Source organism: Gilliamella sp. GillExp13 (genome assembly GCF_001690815.1).
GTDB lineage: Bacteria > Pseudomonadota > Gammaproteobacteria > Enterobacterales > Orbaceae > Gilliamella > Gilliamella bombi.
Window position 1 is genome coordinate 1 of record NZ_LZHJ01000070.1, and the last position, 17,334, is coordinate 17,334.

General features: G+C 35.2%; 16 protein-coding genes and 1 pseudogene. 9 read left to right on the top strand and 8 right to left on the bottom strand.

Annotated elements, in window-relative coordinates; genetic code table 11:
* On the top strand, nucleotides 1–261 hold a 261-nt coding region (locus A9G37_RS04910), incomplete at its 5' end, for an IS30 family transposase (protein WP_141670976.1).
* Nucleotides 262–372: 111 nt separating this feature from the next.
* On the opposite strand, the gene asnB is transcribed toward A9G37_RS04910, so the two are convergent.
* From asnB to polA, 6 genes are all read right to left on the bottom strand, one after another.
* A complete protein-coding gene (asnB, locus tag A9G37_RS04915) occupies nucleotides 373–2,046 on the bottom strand; it encodes an asparagine synthase B (protein ID WP_034911264.1) in 1,674 nt (557 codons plus the stop codon).
* A gap of 179 nt (nucleotides 2,047–2,225) precedes the next feature.
* Nucleotides 2,226–2,570 carry a YdbL family protein gene (locus A9G37_RS04920; RefSeq protein ID WP_034911266.1) on the bottom strand — a complete coding sequence of 115 codons (345 nt, stop codon included), beginning with the start codon at nucleotides 2,568–2,570 and terminating at the stop codon, nucleotides 2,226–2,228.
* Nucleotides 2,571–2,675: 105 nt separating this feature from the next.
* On the bottom strand, nucleotides 2,676–2,861 hold the full coding sequence (locus tag A9G37_RS04925; protein WP_034911268.1) for a YnbE family lipoprotein: 186 nt from the start codon (nucleotides 2,859–2,861) through the stop codon (nucleotides 2,676–2,678).
* 11 nt (nucleotides 2,862–2,872) lie between these two features.
* Nucleotides 2,873–4,486 (bottom strand): intermembrane phospholipid transport protein YdbH family protein, encoded by a 1,614-nt coding sequence (locus A9G37_RS04930; protein WP_034911269.1) that lies wholly within the window; start codon nucleotides 4,484–4,486, stop codon nucleotides 2,873–2,875.
* A gap of 54 nt (nucleotides 4,487–4,540) precedes the next feature.
* Nucleotides 4,541–5,971: a glutamate--tRNA ligase gene (gene gltX / locus A9G37_RS04935; RefSeq protein WP_034911270.1), complete on the bottom strand. Its 1,431-nt coding sequence runs from the start codon at nucleotides 5,969–5,971 to the stop codon at nucleotides 4,541–4,543.
* A 281-nt stretch (nucleotides 5,972–6,252) separates the two neighbouring features.
* Nucleotides 6,253–9,024, bottom strand: a complete 2,772-nt coding sequence (gene polA, locus A9G37_RS04940; RefSeq protein WP_065574810.1) for a DNA polymerase I — start codon at nucleotides 9,022–9,024, stop codon at nucleotides 6,253–6,255.
* Nucleotides 9,025–9,226: 202 nt separating this feature from the next.
* On the opposite strand from polA, the gene folE reads away from it, so the two are divergent.
* The 5 genes from folE (at nucleotide 9,227) to ispH (ending at nucleotide 15,373) form a co-directional block, all read left to right on the top strand.
* The gene (folE, locus tag A9G37_RS04945) at nucleotides 9,227–9,886 is read left to right on the top strand and encodes a GTP cyclohydrolase I FolE (protein WP_034911276.1); all 660 of its coding nucleotides are present in this window, start codon (nucleotides 9,227–9,229) and stop codon (nucleotides 9,884–9,886) included.
* 179 nt (nucleotides 9,887–10,065) lie between these two features.
* Nucleotides 10,066–11,010, top strand: coding sequence for a bifunctional riboflavin kinase/FAD synthetase (gene ribF, locus A9G37_RS04950; protein WP_034911282.1), 945 nt, complete (start codon nucleotides 10,066–10,068; stop codon nucleotides 11,008–11,010).
* A gap of 30 nt (nucleotides 11,011–11,040) precedes the next feature.
* The gene (gene ileS, locus A9G37_RS04955; protein ID WP_065574811.1) at nucleotides 11,041–13,848 is read left to right on the top strand and encodes an isoleucine--tRNA ligase; all 2,808 of its coding nucleotides are present in this window, start codon (nucleotides 11,041–11,043) and stop codon (nucleotides 13,846–13,848) included.
* 90 nt (nucleotides 13,849–13,938) lie between these two features.
* Complete coding sequence (gene lspA, locus A9G37_RS04960; RefSeq protein ID WP_202961547.1) at nucleotides 13,939–14,424, top strand: signal peptidase II; 486 nt, start codon at nucleotides 13,939–13,941, stop codon at nucleotides 14,422–14,424.
* A gap of 1 nt (nucleotide 14,425) precedes the next feature.
* The gene (gene ispH, locus A9G37_RS04965) at nucleotides 14,426–15,373 is read left to right on the top strand and encodes a 4-hydroxy-3-methylbut-2-enyl diphosphate reductase (protein ID WP_034911285.1); all 948 of its coding nucleotides are present in this window, start codon (nucleotides 14,426–14,428) and stop codon (nucleotides 15,371–15,373) included.
* A gap of 1 nt (nucleotide 15,374) precedes the next feature.
* Here ispH and A9G37_RS04970 read toward each other — a convergent pair whose 3' ends face one another.
* Nucleotides 15,375–15,626 carry a YfhL family 4Fe-4S dicluster ferredoxin gene (locus A9G37_RS04970; RefSeq protein WP_034911286.1) on the bottom strand — a complete coding sequence of 84 codons (252 nt, stop codon included), beginning with the start codon at nucleotides 15,624–15,626 and terminating at the stop codon, nucleotides 15,375–15,377.
* Between the two features lie 233 nt (nucleotides 15,627–15,859).
* Here A9G37_RS04970 and A9G37_RS04975 point away from each other — a divergent pair, with 233 nt between their 5' ends.
* The 3 genes and pseudogenes from A9G37_RS04975 to A9G37_RS13515 form a co-directional block, all read left to right on the top strand.
* Nucleotides 15,860–16,228, top strand: a complete 369-nt coding sequence (locus A9G37_RS04975) for a hypothetical protein (RefSeq protein ID WP_034911288.1) — start codon at nucleotides 15,860–15,862, stop codon at nucleotides 16,226–16,228.
* Between the two features lie 125 nt (nucleotides 16,229–16,353).
* Nucleotides 16,354–16,635 carry a hypothetical protein gene (locus A9G37_RS04980; RefSeq protein ID WP_065574812.1) on the top strand — a complete coding sequence of 94 codons (282 nt, stop codon included), beginning with the start codon at nucleotides 16,354–16,356 and terminating at the stop codon, nucleotides 16,633–16,635.
* 143 nt (nucleotides 16,636–16,778) lie between these two features.
* Nucleotides 16,779–16,871: pseudogene (locus A9G37_RS13515) on the top strand (helix-turn-helix domain-containing protein); the annotation flags it as partial.
* 22 nt (nucleotides 16,872–16,893) lie between these two features.
* Here A9G37_RS13515 and A9G37_RS12115 read toward each other — a convergent pair.
* Nucleotides 16,894–17,334, bottom strand: a 441-nt coding sequence (locus A9G37_RS12115) for a DDE-type integrase/transposase/recombinase (RefSeq protein WP_141671065.1), incomplete at its 5' end; no start/stop codon positions are given.

The following is a 17,334-nucleotide window of genomic DNA, read 5'->3' on the forward strand; positions in this document are numbered from 1 at the left end:
GCTATTGAGTATTATTTAAACACCACCGTGTACTTTGCGGAGCCTTATAAAAGCTGGCAAAGAGGCACAAATGAAAACACCAATGGCTTAATACGTCAGTTTATACCTAAGTCAGCGGCCATTTCATTAGTTGACGACAAACAGATAAAGAAAATACAATATCTATTGAACACACGCCCAAGAAAACGGCATAAGTTTAAAAGCCCTGCCGATTTTTATTCTAAGGAGTTAAGAAGAATTGCACTTCATGGTGTAATCTAGGAATCCTATTTATGGTTTAAATAAAAAAATAAACCCCGAATTATATCGAGGTTTGTCATCAATCTGAAAGGGCAATAATGCCCTTTTTTATCATTTGCTAAATGCAATCAATTATTTTTTATAAGCGTCGTTATGAACACCAACCGCCGCACGTCCAGATGGATCGTTTAAGTTCTTAAATGATTCATCCCATTCAATTGCTTTAGCAGTTGAACATGCAACAGTTGGACCACCAGGTACACAATGAGCCGCACTTTCAACTGGAAATAGTTCATTGAAAATTTCACGATACATATAAGCTTCTTTCGAAGTTGGCGTATTATATGGGAAGCGGAATTTTGCATTTTCTAATTGCTGATCAGTAATTTTACTTTCTGCAATTTCTTTTAATGTATCAATCCAACTATAACCAACACCATCAGAGAATTGTTCTTTTTGACGCCAAACAACAGATGCAGGTAAGTAAGACTCAAATGCTTCACGGACAATATGTTTTTCCATTTTGCCATTGCTACCACACATTTTATCTTTTGGATTAATACGCATTGCGACATCTAAGAATTTTTTATCAAGGAATGGTACTCGAGCTTCAACGCCCCAAGCCGCCATTGCTTTATTCGCACGTGCACAATCATACATATGTAGTGCTGCTAATTTACGTACGGTTTCTTCATGGAACTCTTTAGCATTTGGCGCTTTGTGGAAATAGAGGTAACCGCCGAAAACTTCATCAGCACCTTCACCAGAAAGAACCATTTTTATTCCCATTGCTTTGATTTTACGTGCCATTAAATACATTGGTGTTGAAGCACGAATTGTAGTTACATCATAAGTTTCAATAAAATAAATCACGTCACGAATCGCATCAATACCTTCTTGAATGGTAAAGTTAATTTCGTGGTGAACTGTACCTAGATGATCAGCAACCGCTTGTGCAGCTTTAAGATCTGGAGCACCTTTTAAACCTACAGCAAATGAGTGTAACTGTGGCCACCATGCTTCTGATTTTTCGTGATCTTCAACACGACGTGCTGAGAATTTTTTAGTGATCGCTGAAATGACGGAAGAATCAAGTCCACCTGACAATAAAACACCATATGGCACGTCAGACATTAAATGACTTTTTACAGACTCTTCTAATGCAACACGCAGTGCATTAATATCTGTCTTATTGTCTTTCACATTTTCGTAATCCATCCAGTCACGTTTGTAATACGTTTTGATTTCACCTTCGGTACTAGATAGATAGCATCCCGGAGGGAAAGCTTCAATTGTTTTACAAACAGGCACTAATGCTTTCATTTCAGAGGCAACATAAAATGTACCATTTTCATCATGACCTGTATACATTGGAATAATACCAATATGGTCACGGCCAATAAAATAGCTGCCTTTATTGATATCATAAAGGATAAAAGCAAACATACCTTGTAATTCATCAAGGCAATCAATACCTTTTTCTTGATATAAAGCAAGAATCACTTCGCAGTCAGAACCTGTTTGAAACTCATAACGATCTTTGTACTGATTTCGGAGTTCTTGATGATTATAAATTTCGCCATTTACCGCTAAAACTAGGGTTTTATCTTTATTATAAAGAGGCTGAGATCCTGTATTAACATCTACAATTGATAAACGTTCATGAGCAAGAATTGCTTTATCAGACGCAAAGATACCAGACCAATCAGGACCACGATGACGCTGTAGACATGATAGCTCTAATGCTTTTGTTCGTAGCTGTTCTGGATCTGATTTAATATCAAGAATACCTAAAATCGAACACATTGATTTTCTCCATTTCAAATCGCATAAGCGATACTGTTACAAGTAAAAACTAACTAGATAAAAATTTTTTTATTTTGTTAAACATAAAACAAATATTTAAATAAACAGAATACACATTATTTATACACAATTAAAGCATAATGTGATTATACTTTTCTTACTATTAAAAAAAGTAGCAATTATTTTTTTAACCATTGGCCTTGTCGCTTTATATATTGACCTGCTGGGGTCTTTTCTTGCGCTTTACTACCAGCCTTTTTTTCTACTTCACTTAAAGAGACATTACTTTCAGCTGATACTTTTTGGTATTGTTCTTTACGAGCCTGATTAATTAATTGTGCAATTTCAGAAGCGTTACCTTCGTTTTTCACTACACCTAAATAACCATCAGCCTGTTCACCAACTATCCCTTGTGCTTTGGCTTGGCTTAATGAATCTATTGCTTGATCTAAATTTAATGCAAACGCAGAAAAAGATAACACAACTGAAAATAATACCAAGGTTGCTTTCTTACAGATATTCATAACAAACTCCTTAATAAATACATCATATTTTATTTATTTGAATGTGAGTATAGATTTTTATTAATACTTATAATCAAAAAGACAGATAAAAACAAAATTTATTAATTAATATAATCCAGATTTATTGATTATATTATCTAAAGCTTTATCAACCTTAATATTAATTTCATGGTCTATCTTAACATTTAAATTGATATTAATTGGTTCACTCGGTGCTTGAACTTTAACTGTTGGTGAACATCCCGTTAATACACCTGCTAATATTATAATTGCAATAACATTTCGTACCATAAAATAACCCCTTATTTTGAAGATTTATTTTTTAAATAAGCTTCAATACGTTTACGGATTGGCTCACTAATTTGATCGGATAACTGCAAACTCATAAGCAACTTAGTCATATTTTCTTCTAGGTTGATATTTAAATTAACCGCTTTACCATTTTCGACATCCAAATTACTGCCTTGAATATTCAATTTTAATTTGGCAATGTCATTAGCGTAATCAACTGCGCCTTGTAACTTAGTATAATGAAAATTTTTAATAATATCAGTGAGTATTTTCATATTGGGGTTATTTTGCCCATAGCTTTTGAGGGCAGAATTTTCAAATTGTAAATAACCCTCGTTGATCGTAACTAACTTGCCATTTTTAATGACAAATTTTAAAGCTGTTTCACCCTTTTTCTTTATCTCTGATAACGTAATAGGTAAAACACCATCAATTACACCATCACCAGCAAGCCCTTCAGAAGGATATTGCTTAAAAATATCTTTTAGCTGTATCTGTTTTAACCTTAAATTAAATTGTTGGGGTAATTTAGCTAAATTCAATTTATTTTCTTCAATAAAAACCAAACCAGAGAAGATATTAGCTTGAGCTTTTTTCCATGTAACCGCTCCTTTGTTTGGTGCTTTAAACGAGGCTAAATAGCTTCCAACTAATTTAATCTTTTCAAAAGCGATCCCCATATTTACTTCTTGAATATTTAATACTGGTGTTGAAATAGTAAATTGGTTATCTTTAATAATAATATTGATATCGCCTGTAACCGATTTAATTTCACTAGTTTTATAAATACCATTGAGTTTGTTAATGGTTAATGTTGCTATAGCAGATAGTTGGTTACTATCAAATGGAATGTTTGATTTAAGTTGAATATTGAAATCCCCATTGGAAGAACCAAGGATTAAATCATCAGAAAGATTTGCTTTTTCTAAACTAATTGATGCTTTATCCGAAGTTATTAATTCCAATTGATGACTAGATAGCCAACCAGTAAACGGTAAGACTAAATTACTATTTTGTAAACCAAATTGATTTAGGGATGTTTTAAAAAGGCCGTTTTGTATGTCAATCCGCAAAGCCTGTTGATTAAACAACAAAGTGGCAGACAATTGTGTTATTTCTTGGGTATTGGTTGATAAATTAAGTTGTATTGCTTCTTGCTGTTTACTTATATCAACTTTTAAATCTAATCTCGCTTTATTTTGTTCATAAAGTCGCAGTGTATCTATATGAATCGTTTTAGGTAACCAATAAATAATAGTTGAAATCAAAGAGAGCTCGGGATCAGATTGATTAAGCGTTTCAGTCGTTGTATCAACCGTATTTTCAATAGTTTCTAAAGCTATTTCAGATTCATTGAGTTGCCAATAAATATCTAAATTATTTGCAGTTAACTGCGATAATGAAATTGATAAATTTTTAGCAGTTATAGAAACTTGGGATGGTTTACTGACAGTAAGTTCATCAAAAGTAAGACCTTTAAAGCCAACGCTAACACCATGCCAATCGACAATAATCCCATTTTTCTGCTTGAAAGTCTGCCAATAATGCCACCCAAACAAGCAAAACAATATGAGGAAAAATAAAATACTGAGTACGATCCAATAGCGTTTTTTTAAGCGAACCATAGAAGTTCTCACTTTGACAAAAAGGGTTGCAGGGATTTCCCTGCAATAAATATATTAATTTTGAGATTGCTCACGTTGATTAATATATGCCAAAGCCTTATCAATTCTAGCAAGCGCTCGTTTTTTGCCTACCGCAAAAACAGTTGCATCAACCGATGGCGATTGCCCGATACCTGTTACAGCAACGCGTAATGGCATGCCAACTTTACCCATACCAACATTAAGCTCAGTTGCAGTTGCTTCAATCGCATGATGAATTTTATCAATTTGCCAATCAAAGTCAGCAATAGCTTCAACTTTTGCTTTAATTGTTTCTAATGGCTCTTTGGCGACTGGGCGTAAATGTTTTTTAGCCGCATCGGCATCATAATCTTCAAAATCTCGATAGCAATAAGCACATGATTCAGCCATCTCTTTAAGCGTTTTACAACGTTCACCAAATAACTTAACAATAGTGATAAGATCAGGACCTTTTGATAAATCATATCCTTGTTGGTTCATATGCCAAATTAAATGTTGAGCAACATAATCCGCATCAAGATGGTTGATATAATGGTGATTTAACCAAAGTAATTTTTCAGTATTAAAGGCACTGGCTGATTTACTAACCGCATCTAATGAAAAATAACTAATCATTTCTGGAACAGAAAATATCTCTTGATCACCGTGTGACCAACCAAGACGCACTAAATAGTTAAGTAATGCTTCGGGCAAATAACCATCATCACGATATTGCATGACACTAACCGCTCCGTGACGTTTAGATAATTTTTGTCCATCATCCCCTAAAATCATTGATACATGACCATATTTAGGAATTGGCGCTCCTAATGCTTCTAGGATATTGATCTGGCGTGGTGTGTTGTTGATGTGATCTTCACCACGAATAACATGGGTAATTTCCATATCCCAATCATCAACAACGACACAGAAATTATAAGTTGGTGAACCATCAGTGCGGCGAATAATAAGATCATCAAGCTCTTTATTAGCAATCTCAATTGGGCCACGGATTAAATCATTAAAAATAACAGTACCATCAGTAGGGTTAGCAAAACGAACAACATGTGGCTCATCATGAGTATGCTCTTGTTGTACTGAAGCACAACGGCAATACCCATCGTAACGCGCTTTTTCACCTTTTGCCATCTGCTCTTCACGCAATTTTTCAAGGCGCTCTTTAGAACAGTAGCAACGATAAGCTGTACCTTTGGCTAACATTTCATCGATGACTTGATTATAACGATCAAAGCGTTTAGTCTGATAATAAGGACCTTCGTCCCATGATAATTTTAACCAATTCATACCTTCCATTATTGCTTCAATCGCTTCAGGCGTTGAGCGCTCAAGATCGGTATCTTCAATGCGTAATACAAATGCACCTTTTGCATGGCGAGTATAGAGCCAAGAATAAAGTGCTGTACGAGCACCACCTACATGTAAATAGCCTGTTGGGCTAGGTGCAAAACGGGTTTTGATTTTCATGAAATAATCCTAATAATAACGAAAATAGAGCTTTAACAACAACACGAATACCAGCACCATTTCCTTTAATTCTGCCATATATCAACAAGCAGAATAATATGTTTGTATCGATTCAATTTAGTTGCTTATTCTAACACGCCGAAAGGTTTCGGCAATAGTTCCATTATAGTTAACAGGTTAATTTAACTTGTTAAAAAGTTTCAGGAAAATATACGTTTAAGTATAATATCAGCCTTAACTAGACAGATAAGGCTGAATTATTTAGTACGAATTTAGTATGATTAATGTGCTTCATCCCAATTATCACCCACACCTACATCCACTTTTAATGGTATAGATAGTTGGTAACAATTTTCCATGATCGATTTTATCTGGGCTTTATATTGCTCAACTAATTCTTCTTTTACTTCAAATACTAACTCATCGTGTACTTGCATAACCATTCTAATATTACCTACAGGCAAGCTTTTTATCCATTCACTTACCTTAATCATTGCTGTTTTAATAATATCAGCCGCTGTACCTTGCATTGGAGCATTAATGGCAGCACGCTCAGCACCGCGTCGTTCAATACCACTTCCTGATTTAATTTTCGGAAGATATAAACGTCGACCAGATAGGGTTTCAACATAACCTTGTTCAGCAGCTTGTTGGCGAATTTGGTCCATATACGCTTGAACACCTGGATAGCGCTCAAAATAACGATCGATATAAAACTGAGCTTCTTTACGCGCAATATTAATTTGTTTAGATAAACCAAAGGCGCTCATACCATAAATTAATCCGAAGTTAACCGCCTTTGCACGCCTTCGCTCTTCAGAAGTCACTTCAGATTCAGTTTTACCTAAAATTTCACTAGCCGTAACACGGTGAATGTCTTTGTCATGAGAAAAAGCATAAAGTAAACTTTTATCTTGTGATAGATGCGCCATGATACGTAATTCAATTTGCGAATAATCGGCAGAAATAATCTTATAACCTTTTGGCGCAATAAATGCCTGTCTAATTCGTCGGCCTTCTTGATTACGCACTGGAATATGTTGTAAATTTGGCTCATTTGACGACAATCGCCCAGTTACAGTACCGATTTGATTATAATTGGTATGAATACGATGATCGATAGGACTAACCATCAATGGCAATTTATCGGTATAAGTATTTTTTAACTTAGCTAAACTACGATAAAGCAAGATCATGCGTGGTAATTCGTATTGATTAGCTAGCTCACTCAAAACATCTTCACTGGTTGATGGCTCGCCCTTTGGTGTCTTTTTGAGAACTGGTAATTGATGTTTATCAAATAAAAGAGCTTGAATCTGTTTAGGTGATGCTGGATTAAATTTTTCACCTGCCAACAATTGTAACGTTTCTTGAATTTCGTTTAATTTCTTTCTCAATTCACTAGAATGTTTATTTAATAACTTAACATCAATCAAAACACCTGTTCGTTCCATTTCTGCTATCAAAGTGGTAAGTGGCATTTCAATATCAGTGAATAAAGCTTTTAATTTTTCATCTTTTTCAAGATCTGGCCATAATTTATTATGCAATTGTAAGGTAACATCGGCATCTTCGGCAGCATATTGTGTGGTTTTTTCCACATCAATGTTATCAATAGTAACCTGAATTTTATCAAATTTAGTTAATTCATCATAAGTAATGGTTTTATGATCCAAATAGCGATTGGCCAAACTATCCATATCATGACGGTCATTACTATTTAATACATAAGATTCAATCATAGTATCAAACGCAATTCCTTGTATGGTTATGCCATAATTTGCTAGCACGCTGTAATCAAATTTTGCATTTTGGGCAATTTTTTTGATTTCTGGATTTTCAAATATTGGTTTTAATTTAGCTAATACATCATCTAGTGGTAATTGCTTAGGAACACCTAAATACTGATGAGAAAGTGGAATATAAGCCGCTTGATGAGGTTCAACACTTAATGATATACCAACTAATTTAGCATGCACGTGATCAACATTATCTGTTTCAGTATCAAAAGCAAATAGTCCACTATTTGTTAATTTTGTGATCCATTCATCTAATTGCTTTTCAGTTAATATACACTGGTAATCAGTCTCTCTTTTTTGTGCTGTTGTTTGTTCTTCTTGAATGAAGTAATTATCATCACCTTCTATAACTTGATTTTTCTGCTGATTTAAAAAAGTACCAGCCATTAATTCTTTTTGCCAACGATGAAAACCATAATAATTAAATAACTCAACTAGAGCCTTAACATCAATATCACCTACCAATAATTGTTCATTGGAAAAATCTAACTTAACATCAGTTTTGATTGTTGCAAGTAAATAAGAAAGATCGGCATCATTTTGATTATCAATCAATTTCTGTTTTAAAGATTTAGCACCTCGGATCTTCAATTTTTCAATATCGTCTAACCGATTATAAATATCCTCGACACCATCAAATTCAGATAACAAACTTTGTGCTGTCTTTTCACCTATACCTGGTACGCCAGGAATATTATCAGACGAATCGCCTCTTAAAGCTAAATAATCAATAATTTTTTCTGGCGGAACACCAAATTTTTTTATTACCCCTTGTGGATCTAATTGGGTATTATTCATCGTATTAATCAATGTAATTCTATCGCTCACTAGCTGCGCCATATCTTTATCGCCAGTACTGATTAATACTTCTAGATTCTCCCTCTCAGCCTGTCTTGCTAATGTACCAATTACATCATCGGCTTCAACACCCTCAATACAAAGTAATGGTAATCCCATAGCTTTCAAAATAGTATGAATAGGTTCAATTTGCGGACGAAGATTTTCAGGCATTTCATCTCGCGTGGCTTTATATTCATTATAAAGCTCATTGCGAAATGATCCTCCTTTTGCATCAAAGACCACAGCAATATGTGTAGGATTGTACTGATTAATTAAACTACGAACCATATTAACCACACCAAAAATAGCGCCTGTAGGCTCACCTTTAGCATTGGTTAATGGTGGACAAGCAAAAAAAGCACGATAAAGATAAGATGATCCATCAATTAAAATAATCGGTGTATTATTTGGCATTATGGTTACCTAAACATTATTTAATTTAATGGCTGATAGTATAACACCTAATTGGTAATAATATTCTTACCAAGTCAACAATATAATGTAAAAAAGTTTCAGGTAACACTATGTTTCAGTATAAAATCATGTGTAAACAACTGTATATTGCGCAATGAGTGTTATATAATAACTCATTCATTTTCGCTTGAGTATGTAATAAATGACACAATTAAGCCCTGCCGCGCAAAAAGTCAAAGAAGCCCTTGCAGCTAAAAATCTTGAAACACCATTATGCCGTCTAGTTATAGATAATAATGAGCGTAAAGCAAAAATCGAGTCGCATTTTCGTGAAATTATGAAGCTAATGGAACTTGATTTATCTGATGATAGCCTTGCACAAACTCCTCACCGCGTGTCGAAAATGTATGTTGATGAGATTTTTTCTGGTCTTTATTACGAAAATTTTCCAAAAATTACGTTAATCGAAAATAAAATGCAAGTTGATGAAATGATAACGGTTCGCGATATTACGCTAACTAGTGTCTGTGAACACCATTTTGTCACAATAGACGGTAAAGCAACGGTTTCTTATATTCCCAAAGATAAAGTCATTGGTTTATCGAAAATTAATCGAATTGTAACTTTTTTTTCCCAACGCCCTCAAGTACAAGAAAGATTAACACAACAAATTTTAGTGGCACTACAAACACTACTAGGTACAGTTAATGTGGCGGTTTCTATTGATGCAACCCATTATTGCGTTAAAGCCCGAGGTATTAAAGACTCCAATAGTATTACAACAACAACTGCACTCGGAGGCGGGTTTAAAACAAACCCAAGCACAAGGCAAGAATTTTTGCGAGCACTAAACCATTATTAATTTTATAAATGAGTATGTTTGAATCACAACAGTTTAAAGTATGACCGAGTCACTTAGCATTTTATCTCAAACAGTGAAAATGCTTGAAGAAAAGCGACAAAATCTAACTTTATATTGCGTGCATCTTCAAGAAAGATTGGTATAATTCTTGGTTACTTAATATAAATAACATTGTTTTCATGAAGATTATCCGTGGTATAACTAATCTAAAAAATCAGTTTTCTCAATGTGTTCTAACCTTGGGAAATTTTGATGGCGTGCATTTAGGACATCAACAATTAATTAACCATATTATTAAACAAGGTAAAAAACTCAATCTTCCCACTGTTGTGATGTTATTTGAGCCGCAACCACTAGAGTTTTTTGCCCAAGATAATGCGCCGTCACGTTTAACTTCATTTCATGAAAAAGTTATTTTTATTGAAAAATTAGGTATCGACTATATTATTGCTATTCCATTTACCCAAACTTTTGCCAATATGTCTGCCGATCATTTTATTCAAGATTGGTTGATCAATAAGCTACAAGCTAAATACATTACAATTGGTGATGATTTTCGGTTCGGATTTGAACGTAAAGGGGATATCAACCTTCTACAACAATATTCGCGAAATCATGATTTTGTAGTAGAAAGCATACCAACATTTGTTTGGAATAATTTTCGTATAAGTAGTACTGCTATTCGCCAAGCACTTTTGAATAGTGATTTTGAATTGGCTCATTGTCTATTAGGTCGTGATTATACAATTCAAGGTCGCGTAGTCCATGGCAATGCTTTAGCAAGGGAATTGGGATTTCCAACAGCAAATATTCACTTACTTCGAAAAAAGCCTGCATTACAAGGAGTCTATTTAGTTAAAGTCAAAAATATCTGCAATAATCAGAATTATCACGGTATCGCCAATATTGGGATAAGACCAACTATTAATGGAAAAACCGCAATACTTGAAGTAAATCTTTTTGACTTTTCGAGTAATATATATGGACAATATTTAGACATAACGTTCATCAAAAAATTACGCGATGAGAAAAAATTTGACTCATTAGCAGAATTAAAACAACAAATTACACAAGATATTTGCACTGCGAAAAAGATCAGTGCAAAATTAACCAATAAAAAGTAGTATCAACACATTTAACTGGAATAAATCAGCATGACAGACTATAAAAATACATTGAATCTACCGGAAACTGGATTCCCAATGCGAGGAGATCTTGCTAAACGCGAACCAGCAATGTTACAAAATTGGTACGATAAAGAACTTTATCGCAAAATTCGCTCGGCCAAAAAAGGTAAAAAAAACTTTATTCTGCATGATGGCCCTCCTTATGCAAACGGAAAACTACATATTGGTCACGCCGTTAATAAAATCCTTAAAGATATTATTATCAAATCAAAAGGGTTAAGCGGTTATAATTCCCCTTATATTCCAGGATGGGATTGTCATGGCTTACCGATTGAACAAAAAGTTGAAGAGCAAGTAGGAAAACCAGGTGTAAAAGTAACACCTGCTGAGTTTCGTCAAATTTGCCGCGATTATGCCGCTTCACAAGTTGAACTACAAAAAGCTGATTTTATCCGTATGGGCGTACTAGGTGATTGGCAAAACCCTTACCGTACAATGGACTACACTACCGAAGCGAATATTATCCGTGCGTTAGGTAGAGTGATAAAAAACGGTCATTTAGTTAAAGGCGCTAAACCTGTTTATTGGTGTACTGATTGTATGTCATCTTTAGCCGAAGCAGAAGTTGAATATTATGATAAATCATCACCAGCAATTGATGTGAAATTTAAAGCTGTTGATAATCAAGCCGTAGCAAATAAATTTGGTATCAATACTGATTTAACCATTTATGCTGTTATCTGGACAACCACGCCTTGGACATTACCAGCTAGCCGCGGGATAGCTTTAAATGCTGATTTTGAATATCAACTTGTTCAAATCAATGATAAAGAGTGCTTAATTTTAGCAACTGATTTAGTTGAATCTGTAATGCAACGCGCCAATATCGACCAATGGAAAGTATTAGGTAGCTGCCAAGGTAATGCTCTTGAGTTGCTACGTTTTAAACACCCATTCCTTGATTTTGATGAACCAGTTGTACTTGGCGAACACGTTACAATTGATGCTGGTACAGGGGCTGTGCATACCGCTCCCGGACATGGTACAGAAGACTTTATGGTCGGTCAAAAATATGGTCTTGAAGTGGCAAATCCAGTTGGTGGTAATGGTTGTTACTTGCCAGGAACGGGCGCTGGTCTCGATGGGTTATTTGTCTTTAAAGCGAATAAAATTGTCGTTGAAATATTAAAAGAACATAACGCACTATTACACTTTGAAAATATTGAACATAGCTATCCATGTTGTTGGCGCCATAAAACACCTGTTATTTATCGTGCAACACCACAATGGTTTATTAGCATGGATAAACAAGGTCTGCGAACCCAATCATTAAAAGAAATTAAGCAAGTTCGTTGGATCCCTGATTGGGGACAAGCACGCATTGAAACCATGGTTACTAATCGCCCTGATTGGTGTATTTCTCGCCAACGCACATGGGGTGTACCTATGACGTTGTTTGTTCACAAAGAGACCGAAGAACTTCATCCTGATACACTAGCATTAGTTGAAAAAGTTGCACAGCTAGTTGAAAAAGATGGCATTCAAGCTTGGTGGGATGCTGATATTAAAGATCTTTTAGGTCCTGATGCTGATGATTATCGTAAAGTACCTGATACGTTAGATGTTTGGTTTGACTCAGGATCAACATTCTCTTCTGTTGTGCGTGCACGCCCTGAATTTGAAGGACATGATGCAGAACTTTATTTAGAAGGTTCAGATCAACATCGCGGTTGGTTTATGTCTTCATTAATGTTATCAACAGCAATTGATAATAAAGCCCCTTATAAACAAGTATTAACACATGGTTTTGTAGTTGACGGTCAAGGCCGTAAAATGTCTAAGTCACTAGGTAATATTGTGACACCACAAGAAGTGATGAACAAACTTGGGGCTGATATTTTACGCCTATGGATTGCATCGACCGATTATTCAGGCGAAATGAGTTATTCGGAAGAAATTATCAAACGAGCTGCCGATAGTTATCGCCGTATTCGTAATACCGCACGTTTTTTACTGGCGAATTTAAATGGATTTGATCCAGCTAAAGATATGGTAAAACCAGAAGATATGGTTGTACTTGATCGCTGGGCGGTTAGTATGGCAAAAGAAGCACAAGAACAAATTATTCAGGCTTATGAAAATTATGATTTCCATAAAGTCGTACAACGTATTATGCAATTTTGCTCAATCGAAATGGGATCATTCTATTTAGATATTATTAAAGATCGCCAATACACAGCAAAAAGTGATAGTATTGCCCGTCACAGTTGCCAAACTGCTTTATATCATATTGCGCAAGCAATGGTTCGTTGGATTGCACCTATTTTATCATTCACTGCTGATGAAATTTGGCAATATCTGCCAATGGCTGATAAACAAGAATTTGTTTTTGAAGATGAGTGGTATACAGCACTATTTACATTGCCAGAAAGCGAAGCATTAAATAGCGAATATTGGGCTCAGATTTTAGCCATTCGTAGCGAAGTGAATAAAGTGCTTGAACAAGGTCGTAATGATAAAGTGATTGGTGGTGCGCTTGAAGCTGCTGTTACGCTTTATGCTGATAAAGATATTGCAGCAACATTAGCTAAATTAGAAAACGAATTACGCTTTGTATTACTAACATCACAAGCTAGCGTAAAACTATTACAAGAAGCACCAGAAAATGCTGTACAAAGCGATATTCAAGGACTAAAAATTGAACTCGCTAAAGCACAAGGTGATAAATGCCCTCGTTGCTGGCACTATACCGTCGATAATGAGCCAACATCACATTTATGTAAGCGTTGTGAAGAAAACATTCACGGCAAAGGCGAGGTAAGGCATTTCGCATAGCAATCTATTTAGTAAATTAAATGGAGCTATGCCAATCCCTTAAGCAATCTAGTACCTTTTCCGTCGACGATTGTCGGCGGAAACATAATAATGAGCACAAACTATATGAAAAAAGATAATGGACTTTACTGGTTATTATTTGCAATCATTGTTTTTATCATTGATATCGCAAGTAAATTTTGGATTATAAATAATTTCTCGCTATTTGAATCAGTGAATCTTTTGCCATTCTTCTCTATCACTTATGTACGCAATATTGGCGCTGCCTTTAGCATTTTTGAAGGGCAACGTATGATGCTTGCTGCTATCGCTTTAATTATCAGTGCCGTGATAGTACGCATGTTATACCGCAACACTTGCCAACAAAAATTAGAGAACTTGTCGTTATCAATGATTTTAGGCGGTGCATTAGGTAATTTATTTGATCGTCTTTATCATGGATTTGTGATTGACTTTTTAGATGTCAATTTTGGTGACTGGCACTATCCAACTTTTAATATTGCTGACTGTGCAATCTGCGTTGGTATTGGACTATTTATTTTCAGTAATTATAAAAAACCAAAGAAGACTGTATAGTATGCAAATTATTTTGGCCAATCCTCGCGGTTTTTGCGCTGGTGTAGATCGTGCTATCACAATTGTTGAACGTGCACTAGAATTGTTTGGCGCACCAGTTTATGTTCGTCACGAAGTAGTACATAATCGCTATGTCGTTAATCGCCTAAAAGAATTAGGGGCAATTTTCATTGAAGATATTAGCGAAGTACCCGATAACTCAATTCTTATCTTTTCAGCGCATGGAGTGTCTAAAGCTATCCGTGAGGAAGCCAAACAACATAAACTCCGTGTTTTTGATGCCACTTGCCCACTTGTAACCAAAGTACATATGGAAGTGGCTAGATCGAGTTATCGTGGTGAAGAGGTTATTTTAATCGGCCATGCTGGGCATATTGAAGTAGATGGTACAATGGGACAATATAACAATCCCGAAGGTGGTATTTATTTAATCGAATCAATTGATGATGTAAAAAAGCTACAGGTAAAAAACCAAAATAATCTTTGCTTTACCACTCAAACAACTTTATCCGTTGATGATACAGCTCAAATTATAGATGCTTTAAAAAAACGTTTTCCTAATATTCGCAGCCCACGCAAAAATGATATCTGCTATGCCACAACCAATCGCCAACAAGCAGTGAAACAATTATCATCACGCGCAGACATTGTTTTAGTCGTAGGTTCTAAAAATTCGTCTAATTCAAATCGCCTAGCCGAGCTAGCAAGGCGAAACAGCAAACAAGCTTATTTAATTGATTTTGCATCTGACATCCAAAAAGAGTGGTTAATAAACACACATACGATCGGCGTAACAGCAGGTGCTTCTGCGCCTGAGATTTTAGTACAACAGGTGATTGATCATTTAAAAATCTTAGGTTGCACATCACTTATTGAGACAGATGGCATTTTAGAAAATATCACTTTTGAAATTCCAAAAGAACTTCGAATTGATATTAAATTAAACTGATTTAAGAAGACTTAAGCCCCTCAAATTTTACTAATAACTCTTCTTTTGTTTCAATATGTTCAGGATCTGCAATGATAGCATTTTGAATAGGGCAAACTCGCTGACAAGTCGAATGATCATAATAACCGACACATTCTGTACATTTATTGGGATCAATTTCATAAGTATCAAACCCCATTGAGATTGCCTCATTTGGGCACTCAGGCTCACACATGTCACAATTAATACATTTATTGGTTATTTTTAACGCCATTGCTATTCTAACTTTACTAATTAAAAAATTAGCGCCATTATAGCGTAATCACCAATAAATCCGAATAAAGATCGCGTTATCGCTTATTGAATAGTTCAATCTTTGCAAAAAATTTTAGAAAATCATGCTATTTCATTTAGCTATACTTAAAAGTGGGTACTACAGCAGCTTATGCGGATCGCTTTTTTTAAGTTGATGCTATATATAGCAAAAGATAAGGATATACTACACTAATGAAGAAAATCAATACCCCTGCCTGCGGCATGAAGCGAACCACTATTGATTTACTGATGGCACTGCGAGAACAACTCGACCAATATTGCTTTTATCATAAAATCAGTATAGCTGATTACATAAGACAGCTTATTAAAACCAGTTTGACAACAGGGAGGCAAAAAATGAGCTTGCAAAGTGATTTATTAAAATATAAATTTAATACTGAAGCTTACAATGTTGTATTTTTCGAGTTTGTGGCTATCAGCCTAATAGTTTGGCCAATTTCCAGCAGCTTTTTGATTGCGGTACTGGTTTTTATTGGCATCCAATTCGCACGTGAAGCATATCATTGCGTGGTTGCTGATTATTGCTTGGTGTGTGGGTAGCTACCTTTTAGGCCATGCTTACTTTAGTATGCCCACCACTATTGGTATGGTAATTTTGACTTTTTTCTTTATGTCTATGATCCATTTCGGCGCACTTGATTTATAACGATGAATAAGGAAACATCATGAAAACACCAGATCCCAGCATTTACCCTTGGATTGACGCAGCAAAACAGGCGGTTAAACGAGAAAAAATCAAGTTTTGCCACTACTTCAGCTCAATTAAAGAAACAGGCGACCAAGCCGCTTATCCTCTCTATATAAAGGCTCTACAAGATTTATATGAAGTTGGAATTATCCCCCCAAGTACAGCAGATATAGACGAACTCAAAGCCATTGCGGCTGGTAATTTTCACCCTAAATTTAATGAAGTATTTCCTGATGTAGTATTTCCAGAAGATGATTGACTATTTATTTTATGGCTAATAAATTTATTCTTTCTAAAGACCTGGATTCAAACATGAAGTGCAATTTTAAACACGGTGGAGTGAAGAAAGTAGAAAGGTGATTTATACTAGCACCTTCGCACCACCACAGTTTGGAGATTGCTATGCATTATAATCACCTTTCTAGGAAGGAAAGATACCAGATTTTCGTATTATTACAAGCCGGAAAGAATAAAAAAGAGATAGCCCAGCTACTCAATAGTGATCCTCGCCAAAATATTAGACAGTGCCCGCCTCTATCATTTTTTTGTTTTGGTAATATTGTTGTTCATATTGTTCAGGTGATACCCAGCCATTGGCTGAATGACGGCGTATCCGATTATAATAGATTTCAATATATTCAAATAGTGCTTTATTAGCCTGCTTCCTCGTTTTATAGTAACAGTCATGAATAATATGGGTTTTGAGTGTATGAAAAAAACTCTCAACAACCGCATTATCAAAGCAGTTTCCTCTTCGACTCATGCTTTGCCTTAGCCCATATTGTAATAATAATTGCTTGAAATCTGCACTGCAATATTGGCTTCTTTGGTCACTATGAATGAGTACATTTTTAGGAAAGTGACGCCGAAATAAGGCTTGTTTTAATGTATTACACACTAAATGACGGTCTATGTAGCGACTGGTTTGCCTAGCAATCACTTTTCGTCCATATAAATC

Excerpts from the sequence above, each read along its gene's own strand:
- asnB (WP_034911264.1), bottom strand. The coding sequence starts at position 2,046 with ATGTGTTCGATTTTAGGTATTCTTGATATTAAATCAGATCCAGAACAG.
- A9G37_RS04920 (WP_034911266.1), bottom strand. The coding sequence starts at position 2,570 with ATGAATATCTGTAAGAAAGCAACCTTGGTATTATTTTCAGTTGTGTTA.
- A9G37_RS04925 (WP_034911268.1), bottom strand. The coding sequence starts at position 2,861 with ATGGTACGAAATGTTATTGCAATTATAATATTAGCAGGTGTATTAACG.
- A9G37_RS04930 (WP_034911269.1), bottom strand. The coding sequence starts at position 4,486 with ATGGTTCGCTTAAAAAAACGCTATTGGATCGTACTCAGTATTTTATTT.
- gltX (WP_034911270.1), bottom strand. The coding sequence starts at position 5,971 with ATGAAAATCAAAACCCGTTTTGCACCTAGCCCAACAGGCTATTTACAT.
- polA (WP_065574810.1), bottom strand. The coding sequence starts at position 9,024 with ATGCCAAATAATACACCGATTATTTTAATTGATGGATCATCTTATCTT.
- folE (WP_034911276.1), top strand. The coding sequence starts at position 9,227 with ATGACACAATTAAGCCCTGCCGCGCAAAAAGTCAAAGAAGCCCTTGCA.
- ribF (WP_034911282.1), top strand. The coding sequence starts at position 10,066 with ATGAAGATTATCCGTGGTATAACTAATCTAAAAAATCAGTTTTCTCAA.
- ileS (WP_065574811.1), top strand. The coding sequence starts at position 11,041 with ATGACAGACTATAAAAATACATTGAATCTACCGGAAACTGGATTCCCA.
- lspA (WP_202961547.1), top strand. The coding sequence starts at position 13,939 with ATGAGCACAAACTATATGAAAAAAGATAATGGACTTTACTGGTTATTA.
- ispH (WP_034911285.1), top strand. The coding sequence starts at position 14,426 with ATGCAAATTATTTTGGCCAATCCTCGCGGTTTTTGCGCTGGTGTAGAT.
- A9G37_RS04970 (WP_034911286.1), bottom strand. The coding sequence starts at position 15,626 with ATGGCGTTAAAAATAACCAATAAATGTATTAATTGTGACATGTGTGAG.
- A9G37_RS04975 (WP_034911288.1), top strand. The coding sequence starts at position 15,860 with ATGAAGAAAATCAATACCCCTGCCTGCGGCATGAAGCGAACCACTATT.
- A9G37_RS04980 (WP_065574812.1), top strand. The coding sequence starts at position 16,354 with ATGAAAACACCAGATCCCAGCATTTACCCTTGGATTGACGCAGCAAAA.